Source organism: Bradyrhizobium sp. 159 (assembly GCF_023073795.1).
Lineage (GTDB): Bacteria > Pseudomonadota > Alphaproteobacteria > Rhizobiales > Xanthobacteraceae > Bradyrhizobium.
This window is the reverse complement of record NZ_JADPKE010000009.1, coordinates 1-12,538: the sequence shown is the minus strand read 5'-3', so window position 1 is coordinate 12,538 and position 12,538 is coordinate 1. Positions and strand designations below refer to the sequence as shown.

At 55.3% G+C, this 12,538-nt stretch carries 8 protein-coding genes; 4 read left to right on the top strand and 4 right to left on the bottom strand.

Annotated elements, in window-relative coordinates:
• The first annotated feature begins 436 nt into the window (after nucleotides 1-436).
• Nucleotides 437-1,048 (top strand): terminase small subunit, encoded by a 612-nt coding sequence (locus IVA96_RS01765; protein ID WP_247415130.1) that lies wholly within the window; start codon nucleotides 437-439, stop codon nucleotides 1,046-1,048.
• A 226-nt stretch (nucleotides 1,049-1,274) separates the two neighbouring features.
• On the opposite strand, the gene IVA96_RS01760 is transcribed toward IVA96_RS01765, so the two are convergent.
• The 4 genes from IVA96_RS01760 to IVA96_RS01745 form a co-directional block, all read right to left on the bottom strand.
• Nucleotides 1,275-1,745, bottom strand: coding sequence for a HEPN domain-containing protein (locus IVA96_RS01760; protein ID WP_247415128.1), 471 nt, complete (start codon nucleotides 1,743-1,745; stop codon nucleotides 1,275-1,277).
• Complete coding sequence (locus IVA96_RS01755; protein ID WP_247415127.1) at nucleotides 1,746-2,849, bottom strand: DUF262 domain-containing protein; 1,104 nt, start codon at nucleotides 2,847-2,849, stop codon at nucleotides 1,746-1,748.
• A 228-nt stretch (nucleotides 2,850-3,077) separates the two neighbouring features.
• Nucleotides 3,078-3,947, bottom strand: a complete 870-nt coding sequence (locus IVA96_RS01750) for a hypothetical protein (protein WP_247415125.1) — start codon at nucleotides 3,945-3,947, stop codon at nucleotides 3,078-3,080.
• Between the two features lie 106 nt (nucleotides 3,948-4,053).
• Nucleotides 4,054-5,955 carry an ATP-binding protein gene (locus IVA96_RS01745; protein WP_247415123.1) on the bottom strand — a complete coding sequence of 634 codons (1,902 nt, stop codon included), beginning with the start codon at nucleotides 5,953-5,955 and terminating at the stop codon, nucleotides 4,054-4,056.
• Between the two features lie 164 nt (nucleotides 5,956-6,119).
• Between IVA96_RS01745 and IVA96_RS01740 the strand changes: the two genes are divergently transcribed.
• From IVA96_RS01740 to IVA96_RS01730, 3 genes are all read left to right on the top strand, one after another.
• Nucleotides 6,120-6,824 carry a recombinase family protein gene (locus IVA96_RS01740; protein ID WP_247415219.1) on the top strand — a complete coding sequence of 235 codons (705 nt, stop codon included), beginning with the start codon at nucleotides 6,120-6,122 and terminating at the stop codon, nucleotides 6,822-6,824.
• Nucleotides 6,825-7,266: 442 nt separating this feature from the next.
• Nucleotides 7,267-11,151, top strand: coding sequence for a hypothetical protein (locus IVA96_RS01735; protein WP_247415121.1), 3,885 nt, complete (start codon nucleotides 7,267-7,269; stop codon nucleotides 11,149-11,151).
• Nucleotides 11,152-11,245: 94 nt separating this feature from the next.
• Nucleotides 11,246-12,435 (top strand): IS3 family transposase gene (locus tag IVA96_RS01730; RefSeq protein WP_247296926.1). Its coding sequence is split into 2 segments (ribosomal slippage): nucleotides 11,246-11,495 and nucleotides 11,495-12,435, totalling 1,191 coding nucleotides; the frame shifts between segments, so codons are not numbered across the junction.
• The last annotated feature ends 103 nt before the right edge of the window (nucleotides 12,436-12,538 follow it).

The following is a 12,538-nucleotide window of genomic DNA, read 5'->3' as shown; positions in this document are numbered from 1 at the left end:
TCCTCGGAATATGGCCCGAAGAGAAACCGATTGCCACCCCGTCTCGGCTCGCTCCACCAGAAATGTAGTTCTCAATTTGCGTCATCAACCGCAACCGGTTCGGCTTGCTGAACCGGTTGCAGAAGCTTCGCAGACCTAGCGAACCGGTTGCGATGCATCCGGTGTAACCAGTTACCTCGCGAACCGGTGACGGAAAACCGACCGTGACTTCAAGCTTGTAACCGGTGCAACCACTGCAACCGGTTATTTCATGTAGTGGCGGTATCCGTCTTAGCTTGCCTCTTATGCGCCGGTATATATGCCGCTACACGTCGCCTACGGGAAGTCTTAGGAAAAAGCCGCTTGAACCGGTTGCCGGCGTTGCGGCACCGGCTCCTTATTAAAACTTATGGCCGAGTGGTGCCGGCAACCATTCGCCGCTTAGGCATCGGAAATCATGAACTCCGATGTCATCACGTCAGCCCTCACGCCCAAACAGGCCCGCTTCGTCCAGGAATATTTGCTGGACTTGAACGCGACTAAGGCCGCGATCCGTGCCGGCTACAGCAAGCGTAGCGCGCAGGAGCAGGGCTCGCACATGCTGGCTCATCCCGCGATCATGGCGGCGATCGACGCCGCCAAGCTCGAACGCTCCGAGCGAACTGAAATCGACGCTGGGCGCGTGCTCAAAGAAATCGCCGCCATGGCGTTCTATGATCCCGCCGATCTGATTGGCGTCGCCCGCGAGATCGACGCCGATGAGAAGTGCCGGGAGGGCGAGGGCGTCATTGAGACGGGCGGCCGCAAGTATGCTGTCAGCGGCATTTGCTCGCCTGCTCACATTGCCGGCCTGCCTGAGAACGTGCGCCGCGCGATCATTGGCTGGGGCTGGGACCGCCATCAGAACTTCACCTTGAAGCTGGCGGACAAAAGTAAGGCGCTCGATCAGCTTGCGCGTCACCTGTCGCTCTTCAACGATCGGCTGGAGGTCAGTGGTGTGGACGCGCTGGCTGACCGGATCGCGCGCGCCAAGGCTCGCGCCTCTGCCGCTGCTGTGGCAAAAAGTTGATGGATGGTGGCAGCCCACATTCAGTCCGCATCAATGCCACTCTTGGCCTCACTGCGACTGGCTCGGATGGACTCGGCGCCGACTTCGGGGAGCTGATTTTCGCCCTGGAGGATGGGGCCAACGCGAGGTTAGAGATGTCGGTCGGCCGTCCTGCAGGATTTCCCACCTGACCCGGCCCATCAGGCAAATCGGTCGCTGATGCACCGGGCCAAACGGTCTGGCAATCTCAATTCTTGTGGAGCAAGTCCTGCAGCTCAACAACTAGCGTGAACGAGTCGTCGTAATACTGCTTAAGCACTTTCGGACCGAGCGACCCGCCCCCACCATGCGCAATGGAATTGCGGACTGAGTACGCAGACGTGATCGAGGTTTTGATCCTATCGTTGGCGTGGACATATGCCTCGAATAACTTTCCCCAATTGTTGTCGAACTTGTACAGAAGCTCTTTGATCTCGTCGCAATCGTAGTTCGTGCCCCTTTTAAAAAAGGCCGCAAGGAATGTCTTAATCTGAGGTATTGAACGGTTGCCGACACGGTCGCGAATGAGAATCTCGACACAACGTTCGAGATTACCGCAGATTAGCACACATCCTAGCTTGCAGTAATACGCAGCGACCTCCTCATCAAGCCCTTTTAATTGGGCAGCGTTGACGAGTTTTTGAAGTTTTTGAAAACGAGATTCGATTTCAAGCGCCAACTATGCACTCGCGAAAGCTTCAATTGCTAATCTTTGGCGCGTTCTGACAGATTCGAGTGTGGCTGTTGCGCTGTTGCAGGCAGCCATGAAATGTGCGCTCGTTAACAAACGATCATAGGCATTGCGGACGTTTGCAAGATTGACAACCTGATTGCTCGCTTGCAGACGAGCGGCAAGGCCAACCATTACTGCCTCGAAAACGGCAGCATTGAGCGCTCGCACCGGACGGAAGGCTGCCTTCCCGATCGCGTCTTTGATGACTTTGATCGATTCCCGGAAGAGCCATTCAAGCTCCTTTAGGCGATCTGGACGAATCTTGTTTGCCTCCCCCGCAAAGTCGTTCAGAAAATCCCGCATGGGGCTGGAATATTCATCTCTCATCTGAATCATGGCCAGAGCTCGAAGTACCAACTCCTGGTCCTTTAGACGAGCCTGTTTCTTCTGGCCGAAGATTTCGCGCCAGTTCTCGTCTTCATTCAGTTGGCGAACCAGATCCAGAACCGCGCTTTCACTAATGCAATTGCGGATCTCCTGCGGGGACAGTCTGATGCCGCCTGAGTTGATCCGCTCGAAGACGAAGTACAAACTCTTTAAACTTTCCTTCGGCTCGTCCTGCTGGAAAATAGTCGCGTGCACAACCGAGTCGTCCAGCTTCAACTGGTCGGACGACTCTAGCTCGCTATAAGTTTTTCCTTCCCACTTTGGGCTCACTCCAACAAGACGGAAATTCTTTTCCAGAAATACCCCAGCGTAAAAGTACTGAAGTGTTCGCAAACGTTGTTGTCCATCAACAACAAGGTGGCGATTATCTTCGTCCTTGTAGAGAAATACTCCCGGAACAGGGAGCCCCATTAGGAGGGATTCGATAAAGCGGGACGCATGCCGCTGAGACCAGACAAAACCTCGCTGAAAGCGGGGGACGAAAAAGGACTCCGTTTTCATGCGTTTGACGAGACCGTCAACCGTGTAATCCGCACCATAGCTCGTAATCGAGAAGCTGGCTTCCGAGGTCGCTTCTTCTGCGCTCTCGTCGTCCACGTCGGCTTCCATACCCAGCTTGAATTCGTCTTCAATCTCGACAGGCTGGTCTAATTGCTTTGCCATTCACGGCCACCGTTGTGAGGAAGGCTGAGCTTATCAACCTAAAGCGGTCGATCCAACAGGTACTTTAGTAATTACAACCCATTTGGCGCCACTCCACAGGACCGTCAAACGGGTTATCCAGCAGCCACCCATCATCGAGCGGAAGGAATAGAGCCAGGGGAGTCCGGCAGAGGCCTTTAACCCTCCCGCAAGTGGGGCGGTACCACACGGAATCCGCAACAGTGCTATCTATTGATCTTCCCAGCAAACAAGACAGACGCCATCGGCGGAGATAACGTTTGACTTGCAATCTTCATCTACGCACTTCTTCCGAACAACGTCGTGGATTTCATCGCAAACAATACAAAATAGATCGGTGCTGCTCGGTTTGTTTGGTTTCAGATGCGCTGTCAAATAGCGGTCGCCCTCCACATTGCGTGCGCATTCGGGGCAATAGTATCTGCGCGCCTTTTTGTCGAAGCCAAAGAACTTATCCAGTGATGACGCCCCCAAAAGATCAATTACGATCTCCGCCTCATTGCAAAGCACATCGGTAACGTGATCGTTGGAGTAGGCAACCGACAAATAATCGTCGTTCTTATAATCAGCACGTTGTTTCATCCAACGAATCGAAGGCGCAAGGCGAGCAACACAACTCAGGATCATCTCGATTAACTCGACTACAGCAATCGCCTTTTTGTCTTTGCCGAGGTGGATGATTTGGTTTCGTCGCCTCCGGACGCGATCAAACAATTCAATGAACGAAGCTTCCAATTGATCTGCACAGATGCTGTTGTGAAGTTTTACCAAGTCGGCGGCGTCAATCGTTCGAAAGTCAGCGAAAGAAATGTCTTTTTTGTCGGAGGCAGGCCAGTCCCGTATGTCTCTGGACAGAAGTAAGTAAGGATTCACCGCCGCAATGCTCGACTTCAAAGATAGCTCAAACCCCTGTTGCACCAGCGTCAACGCGTTACCCAATGTAGATTGCGACCGTTGCCAATACTCATCTGTCACCTCGCCATCTTCGTCCCATTCGGCGACTTGAGCATTTTGAAGCTCGAAGTGGAGTCCGAGGACGATCGACCACGCTAAGTTGAGTGAGTTGGTTGAAGCACTCAAAAAGTCGTCTGAGGTGGGTACTTCGATTATCAAGGCGCGAGACCAAGGAGCAAGGGTGTGGCGTTGTCGTGTGCGGGCGTGTCGGACGATATGGACGTGGCTACGTTCAAACAGCCGTTGCAGCGGGATTGAACTCAGAAAACCGAGCGAAAATCTCCCCTATTTCTGCGAACGGCGAACTTGCCGTATCTTGAGCGGCTTTGACGAAGGCATTCTTGAAGCGCCCGAAGTCCAAACCGCAATGCTTGTTTGAGCAGAAAATCTGCAAGATTGGTCGCCCCGGAACCTTTTCCTTCCAAGTGCCATCCAAAAGGCTGGCCTCCAATCCCGTCATAGTTTGACGAGTAAAGGCGGCTATGTCATCGGCCGCGAGCGCCTCGCTAAGCCGCAATCGCTCAGAGGCGGCCTCAGCTTCAAAGAGCGCGATAAGCTCGTCCGTTGTCTTGCCTTGGCATCCTTTGGGCATCAGATCGACGTTGCCGGCGCGCTCGCGAAAATGAGCGCTCACCACCAGCGCTGCCGCGTAAGACAGTATCTCGCGTGCAATCGTCTTGAGACGCTCATCGATAGCCGCTGGATCGCGGAGCCAAGAGCGCTCAGACGCTTCTGTTTCAAACGGCTCAAACATGCGAGCGATTACGGCCTCGTCCAAAAAATAGTTCTCTAAGTGATAACGCTTCAACACTTGCATCCGACCTTGAGACAACTCAGTGAGCCTTTCCAAGTCGCGGCCTGGCGGCACAGCATCGGCATCGCACAGCATAAAAAAGCTAACCCCCCAAATTGTTCTCTTAAGTACCAAATCATTCAGCGACCCAAATGACTGAATGAAGCCCTTGCCTCCACTTGGGACCAACACAAGGTCTGGAAATCTTCCCTGCAGCACCGCGCCATAAGTTTGCTTGTCCAAGCTGCCGTGCTGCCCCTCGATAAGCACAATTTTCTTCCCGAGCGCCACGATGCCTATCGATTGCCCGACCAGCCGCAGAGCTTGGTGGGTGTCGTCGTTCTCCGTAACTCGGATGGCTTGATTGATGGGCGGCTGCTTCGGCGGAGCGATGAAAATAACTGAGTTATCGAGGGAAGCGGAGATGATCTCAGCCGAATGAGTGCAAAAGATGAATTGATTGCGAGCACCTGCAGTGCGCAACGTTTGGATAAGGCGGTAGCTGAGCTCTGGATGCAGATGCAATTCTGGCTCGTCAAACACAACGATGCAATCGGACGGATTGCGAAGCAAGAAATCGAAGACGATGTTCACGACCTCGCGCTCCCCTGAACTAAGCGCCGTGATAGGGAAGCTCTGGCCTTCATGTTGATAGAATAGCTGAGACTTCTGCGGATCGGGCTCTTCTAACTCCTTGGGAGATAAAAGGCGGGCGAAGGCTTCCTTGAACGGCACCAAGGGATCGGGGAAATCCTCCGGGTTGATCAAGATGCCCTTTTTCGAACCGTCTTGCCCAGCATCTACGCCGCCATTGTCACGCCGAACGCGCATTTGGTTTTCGACGTGGAGAGAAATGGCCTCTCGTCGGCTACGAACCTTTCTAAAAATTGACCAGATGGTGTCGTTGAACCGATTGCTCAACGTGTTGAAGCCGTAGTTCCAGCCGACGTCTTCTAGGAAGGGATCAGCATAATCCCAACTGAATTGGTAAGGCTGGATATTTGTAATCTTTCTGTCGCTCTCGAAATTAAGCAGGCTGCTCTTAGTATCAGCGCGCTTTCGACCTACCCGTTGCAGAGTTTGTTGCAGCAGACCAGCATCTTGCGCATTCCTGGTATCCAGGAACAACTTTCCCCACGCGGATCGCTCCGTTTCGGAGGTGGCTTCCACAATGATCCAATTTTGTGCGTTGGCGGCAGGGTTTTGAAATTGGTTCAGCAGCCATTGTAGAAAGCGGCTCTTTCCAACGCCATTCGGGCCCGCGAGGACCACCACATCCGAGAGGCTATCGGCCTCAACCAACTTGATCGGTTGGACGGCCTCCGCGTGAAATGCAATCAATCGCACGAAATCCCCGCTCTAAAATTCAATCCTGCACGCATACCGGGAAACGATTACTGCGACCACTCCGAGGCGTGCTGCCATGCACAGCTTTCACTATTGATGTCGTACACAAATTGGTCTAACGTCCGTTAGATCAAAACGTGTATGGGGGGCTTTTGGCTGTGGGACAGGGAAAATTTATCTCCTACCTCCGCGTTTCGACTGACAAGCAGGGCAGGAGCGGCCTTGGCATCGAAGCGCAGCGTGAAGCTGTGACCAGCTACCTCAATGGCGGACGATGGACGCTAGTGTCGGAATACGTGGAGACGGAAAGCGGCCGGAAGTCCGACAGACCCAAGCTCTCTGCTGCGCTTTCCCATGCCAAGGCTATGGGGGCCAAGCTGGTTTTCGCCAAGCTCGACCGCCTGACACGCAACGTAGACCTCCTACGGTCCCTCGTGGCGAGCGATGTCGACCTCGTGTTTTGTGACCTGCCGAACGTGCCTCCTGGCCCAATGGGCAAATTCCTGCTGACGCAGATGGCGTCCGTGGCAGAGCTTGAGGCTGGCCTGATAGGCGAGCGCACTAAGAAAGCCCTCGCGGCTGCCAAGGCGCGCGGGGTGAAGCTGGGCAACCCCAACGGCGCACGTGCCCTCCGTGGCAAGCAAACCGGCAATGCCGAAGCCGTTGCCAAGATCAAGGATAAGGCCGCACAGCGCGCGATGGACCTTCAAAGCATCATTCAGAGCCTCAAGCGTTCAGGCATCACGAGCGTCCGTGCCATCACAGAGGAGCTAAACAGCCAGAGCATTAGCGCGCCTAGGGGGGGAGAATGGCATCCTACCGCCGTTGCACGGCTACTTAAGCGCCTTCCCAAAGCCGCCTGAGCCCTCACACGAGAAACACGCCCCTGCTGATCGCGATTGCCACAGCCGCCTTCCTCCTCCCTGCGCTGGTGCTGAACCGCTTCATGGTCGTTGGGACCTTGAGGGGCTGCTCTGAACGGTCGCCTTTTCAGAATGCCCGTAGCAACGGGTGAAGCGAAGCGAAGACGTCTTAGGGCAGCTTTGCTCTACCGAGCTGCACCGTCACCACGGAGACGACCTTCAGACGAGAAACTCTCTAGCTCTTCCCCAATAGCGGAGAGCCAGAGACCACGTTCCTGAATTAAGCGTTCCGATGCAGACGCGGCAGCAACTCGCAGGGCCGGAAGCCGGTCGATCGGCGTGCAGCCCCGCAAAATGCCGCTAGCTTCAAGCGCGGGGCAATGCTGCCCTGTGTCGGTTGTCGGGTCCTGCTGCACCATCCCCTTTCACCTCAATTCTCTGTATGTTTTTGGCAAACTCGATTGATTCCAATATTGGCTCGGTCATGCATCCCATCTTTTCTGTAAGCTCCGATGAAATTCAAGATCTTACGGACGTGCAAGCACGAGAACTGGTCGCGAGACTCTGTAAGGCGGAGCTACGGGTCAAGGACGTCTCATCAGCTGCGGTGAGTTGGGGAGGAGATCAACGAGCGAAGGATGGAGGTGTCGACGTTCGCGTTGATGTAAGTTCACCACGCGGGATTAGCGGTTATATCAAGAAAGATCGTTGCGCCTTTCAGGTGAAGGCGGAGACCTTTGGGGCGTCAAAGATATCCGGTGAAATGGCACCGAAAGGCGTTCTTCGCCCAGCCATATTGGACCTCGCGGCAAGCGGCGGTGCTTACGTCATCGCTTCAACGAGGGATAATCTTTCGGATAGCTCGCTGGCCGATCGTAAAGAAGCGATGGACCGATGTTTGTCTAGCTTTTCCCTGGCCGGCAAAGTCGAGGTGGATTTCTTCGATTGCCGCCGCATCGCAGATTGGGTCGAGCAGCATCCAGCGATGGTGATCTGGGTTAAGGTTGCTTCCGGGAAGCCACTCGTTGGCTGGAAGCCATATGGCGCGTGGGCATATCAGGAACACGACGCTGACGCTGAATACCTCATCGATGATCGCGTGAAGGTTTTTGTCCCAGATGCTGACGAGGGGAGTGAGGTCTCATCCGCCATAAAGCGCCTTCGAATGGATTTGAGGAAGAACGTATCCGTTCGAATAGTGGGCCTATCTGGCGTCGGGAAAACGAGGCTCGTCCAGGCTCTTTTCGACAAACGGGTGTGCCCGGATCAGCCGGCGCTCGATTCGGAAAACGTGATCTATGCAGACCTGTCGGACGCCGTCGTACCGCAGCCCAGCATGATGGTTGAGGCTCTTGTCCAATCGGATGCCGACTGTGTAGTCGTTGTCGATAATTGCGGCCAGGATGTTCATTGGAGGCTCGCTGAAATTGCAAAGAGACCAGGAAGCAAGATACGACTTATCACTGTTGAATATGACATTCGTGACGACCTGCCAGAGGGCACTGTTTGCTACCGTCTCGAAGGTTCATCTCACGATGTAATCAAAGGTCTTCTCAAGCGCCGGTTCAATCTTCTTTCGGGAAACGACCTCGACAAGATCGCGGAGTTCTCCGACGGTAACGCCCGAGTGGCCTATGCTCTCGCGTCTACCAGCGAAACAAAAGGCGAGCTTGGTCGGCTGCGAGATAGTGAACTCTTCAATCGGCTTTTTCATCAGAAGAACGTTGAAAGTAACGAACTTCTGAATTGTGCTGAGGCAGCTAGCCTTCTGTACTCCTTCGACGGCGAAGACGTATCGCCTGGTTCCGAGATCAGCATTCTGTCTGGGTTGGCTGCAGTCTCAGAAGTTGCCTTCCTTCGCAACGTCGTCCAGTTGCAAAGGCGGGGGCTTGTCCAGCAGCGCGGCAAATGGCGCGCCGTGCTTCCTCACGCGATTTCCAATCGTTTGGCGGCAAATGCAGTTGAGACCTACCCGCCTGAGCTCCTGAACTGTCTGCTGGTTGACGGCGCCCCAGAACGTGTAGCCCGTTCGTTCTCTCGCCGACTTGGATTTTTGCACGAGTCAAAGCGGGCGACTGAGTTGGTCTCATCATGGCTAAAGCCTCGCGGACGCCTCGGCGACCTGAGAAAATTAGATGACCTTGGTCGCGCAATCTTTAACAACGTCGCGCCGGTAAGTGAGGAGGCCACCTTGGCCGCTTTAGAGCGGGCGGTTGATAAGGGCGATTTCACGTCTATCCGCACCGGTAGCCGACGCGAATTTGCTCGTCTTGCGCGATCGATTGCGTATGATGCTCGATTTTTCGATCGCGCGGTTCATGTACTCGTCCGCTTAACTTTGGCTCAACACGAGGATCATAACTACGAACCGGCTCCCGATGTTCTCAAGTCACTGTTCTATTCCCGTCTTTCTGGAACCGAAGCCAGATCCGCGCAAAGGTCCGAAGTGGTTCGAAGGCTCCTACTCTCAATTGACGAGCGGGAGCAAAAACTCGGGTTCGTGCTCTTGGATGCCGCTCTGGAGGCTTGGCATTTCACGTCGGTTTACGGATTTGAATTTGGCGCTCGAAAGCGGGGATTCGGATGGTGGCCTCGAACTCAAAACGATGCTCGGGAGTGGTACGCGCCCTTCATTGTTATCGCGGCTGAGATCGGCGGGACAAACACAGCCCAGGGCCGGGAAGCGAGATCGATTCTAGGCGCGTCCCTTCGCGGGCTTTGGGTGCGAGCCGGATTGACGGCGGAGATCGCGAGGGCCGCTCAAGTACTGATGAAGGTAGATGGGTGGCCAGACGGCTGGATGGGCACGCGTCGCATACTCCAGTGGGATAAGGATGCTATCAGCAGGGATTCGCTTGCCCAGGTTCTGATGCTTGAGAAGGAACTGGCACCGCGTGATCTGAGGGCGCAGATCGGTGCCAGAGTGCTAGCTCGCGGATCGCTTGCGGATGACATCGATCTCCCCGCAACGGTAGACGGCGAGCGCGCCGATGCTGCTTCGCGATTTCATGCGTCCGAGAAGGCGGCGGAGAACCTCGGTAAGGCCGCAGCGCAAGAAGATGGTCTCTTGCTCGAAATTTTGCCGGATCTGCTTCGCAATGGCATGAACAGCAAGGTTTGGAACTTTGGGTTTGGCATAGGTCGAGAATGCGCTGATGTAGCTGGGTTGTTGGAGAAGGCTCGGGCTTTGATCGCCGGGGCTGTATCGGGTTCGGTAAGTCTAATTTTCATTCGCGGTGTGCTCTCCGGCTGGAACAACCCGAATCCGATTGGAGTGTCGTCCTTCCTGGATGATGCGCTCTACGATGGAGTTTGGGGTAAATGGTTTCCTGAACTTCAGGTCCGCGTGCAACTCGATGCCAAGGGCCACGAACGTTTGTTGAAATCGCTTGATCTGGGTTTTTGTCCCATATGGCAGTACCGGTACTTAGGCATGGGTCGCGCGACAGATCCGCTATCCATTCGGCAGATTTCGAATTTGGTCGACGGTATTTCTACAAAGCCAGGCGGGCTTGAGGTTGCTTTCGATGTATTGGGGATGGTTATTCACTGTGCCGCAGAGAAGGATGATTTGTACCGCAGTGAACTTGGACGCTTTTCTGTTGGCTTCCTTCGAAACTTAGATTGGTCGAGTTTTCTGAGCGACAACGATCGCATGGACCACAATCTAAATGTAGTTCTGGAGTTTGCTCTTGTTGCGCCAGAAGCAGAGGCCGACAAGCTGGAGATGTTGCGCAATCTGATTGCGTTTGAACGCTCGTCGCGGCCATCCTACTCTTACAAGCGGGGCCGACTGCTCGCCCCCTTTTTCAAGTATTATCCGAGAGCGACGCTCGATACGATTTATGTGCCCGACGACGATGGGACCTACCGCACGGCTATAAGCGTTGTTTCCAACATCGATAGCGACACAGGTGAAACGGCCGTTCAGACCGTTGAAGGTGATGCGCTCATCGAATGGTGCGAAACATCGCCCGCTGATCGATATGCCTTCGCCGCTGAAATTTGCCAGCTGTTCGAAAAACGCGCCGAAGACTCCAAATACCAAGCGATCTCGGACGTGGCGGTGCGCATCCTCACGGCGGCGGATGACAAGGGGAGGGTTCTAAACATTCTGATCAGCCGTTTTCGACCCAGGAGCTGGTCGGGACCTCTCTCGGCGGTCCTTCGCGAACGTTTGCCTTTGCTCGGTAAATTGAACCCGACAGGCGATTCGGCGATGCAGGTTGAGATTGACGAAGCTCAGAGGGAGTTCTCCGATTGGATCTCTAAAGAAGAGAAAAGGGAAGAAGCGGAAGAGAGGGCGCGAAGCGAAAGCTTCGAGTAAACTTTGGGATCGAATTATCGGCATGCCACTTGACCTTGCCCCGCGGGCTTAATCCAGTTTGAAGTTCGTTCTGGCCCAAGACAAGGACCAGAGCATGAAGCGCAATCGCTTTTCGGAAGAGCAGATCATCGGGATTTTGAAGGAGCACGAGGCTGGGATCTCGGTCGCCGATCTCTGCCGCAAGCATGGCGTCAGCGACGCCAGTATCTACAAGTGGAAAGCTAAATTCGGCGGGATGGATGTCTCGGAGGCTAAGCGGCTGCGGTCGCTTGAGGACGAGAACACGAAGCTGAAGCGCTTGCTGGCTGACGCCATGCTGGATAATGCGGCGCTCAAGGATCTCCTGGGAAAGAAGTGGTGACGCCCGCGAGGAAGCGGAAAGCTGTCGCTCATCTGGTGGATGCCCACGGGATGAGCGAACGGCGGGCGTGTAAAGCCATCGGCTACTGCCGCACGACCATGAGATACCAGACGACCCGGGCAGACGATGCCGGCCTTCGCCAGCGCATGAAGGCGATCGCCCAGGAGCGCCGCCGCTTCGGCTACCGGCGCTTGCATGTCCTGCTCAAGCGGGAAGGCTACGTGATCAACCACAAGAAGCTATTCCGGCTCTATCGAGAAGAGAAACTTGCGGTACGCCGCCGAGGTGGTCGCAAGCGGGCGATCGGGACCCGCGCTCCGATGCTGGTTCCGATGGTCCCCAACGACCGCTGGTCGCTCGACTTCGTATCGGATCAGCTCACCGACGGCCGCCGCTTCCGCATCCTGACCATTGTCGATGATTGCACCCGCGAATGCCTGGCGCTGGTGGCCGACACCTCGCTCTCCGGCACCCGCGTGGCGCGGGAACTGGACCGGCTGATGATCCAGCGTGGCAAGCCGAGGATGGTGGTCAGCGACAATGGCAGTGAACTCACCAGCAACGCCATTCTGACATGGGCAGATCGCTCCCGCGTCGAATGGCATTACATCGCACCGGGCAAACCCATGCAGAATGGCTTCATCGAAAGCTTCAATGGGCGGCTGCGGGATGAGCTGCTGAACGAGACGCTGTTCACGTCGTTGGCCCAGGCGCGCGTTGCTCTTCGATGTTGGCGGGTCGATTACAACGATCGACGACCTCACTCGCAGCTCGGGTGGAAGACGCCGTCCGAATTCGCCTTCACTTGCCATCCGCGACGGGATCTGGCGCTGCGCTATGCCGAGGGCTCCGCGCCAGCTCCCGTCGCTACCACCGCCCAACCGGGCAAATCCAGCAGCCGGGGCGAACTCAGGACTGGATAAAACTTGATGTGGTGGAACGGCCCGCTCCAACAGCATCAAAGTGCTAGAACGTGGTCGTTGTTCGAACGCCACAAAGGAAGGACCGTTCCGTGAAACAGGTTAG

Coding starts and splice junctions, on each gene's coding strand:
- IVA96_RS01765 (WP_247415130.1), top strand. CDS start 437: ATGAACTCCGATGTCATCACGTCAGCCCTCACGCCCAAACAGGCCCGC.
- IVA96_RS01755 (WP_247415127.1), bottom strand. CDS start 2,849: ATGGCAAAGCAATTAGACCAGCCTGTCGAGATTGAAGACGAATTCAAG.
- IVA96_RS01735 (WP_247415121.1), top strand. CDS start 7,267: ATGTTTTTGGCAAACTCGATTGATTCCAATATTGGCTCGGTCATGCAT.